1 pseudogene is annotated in these 243 nt (G+C 46.9%); it reads right to left on the reverse strand.

The features are described 5' to 3' along the window. Positions 1-243 (reverse strand): annotated as a pseudogene (locus AAEZ03_RS28615) (ABC transporter permease); the annotation flags it as partial.

A 243-nucleotide genomic window follows, 5' to 3' on the forward strand; every position in this document is an offset into this window, starting at 1 on the left:
GGATAGCCACTGATAAAAAATAACGGTAGCGAGCTAAAGATTAAAATTTGCAAACTGCGCTCACGTTGCCGGAACCATAGTCCGAGCAAGCAGCCAAGCGTCGCGACGGTCGGACAAAATAATAGCAAGAATAACAAACTGCCAGCCATGTTTTGTCCGCGTGCATAATGATGTAGCTCAAACGCCCAGCCATAATAAAAGCAGCCGATGATAAAGCTTAGCGTGCTGAGCGCAGCAATACGT

The organism is Pseudomonas sp. HY2-MNA-CIBAN-0224, from assembly GCF_040310285.1.
GTDB classification, from domain to species: Bacteria; Pseudomonadota; Gammaproteobacteria; order Pseudomonadales; family Pseudomonadaceae; genus Aquipseudomonas; species Aquipseudomonas helleri.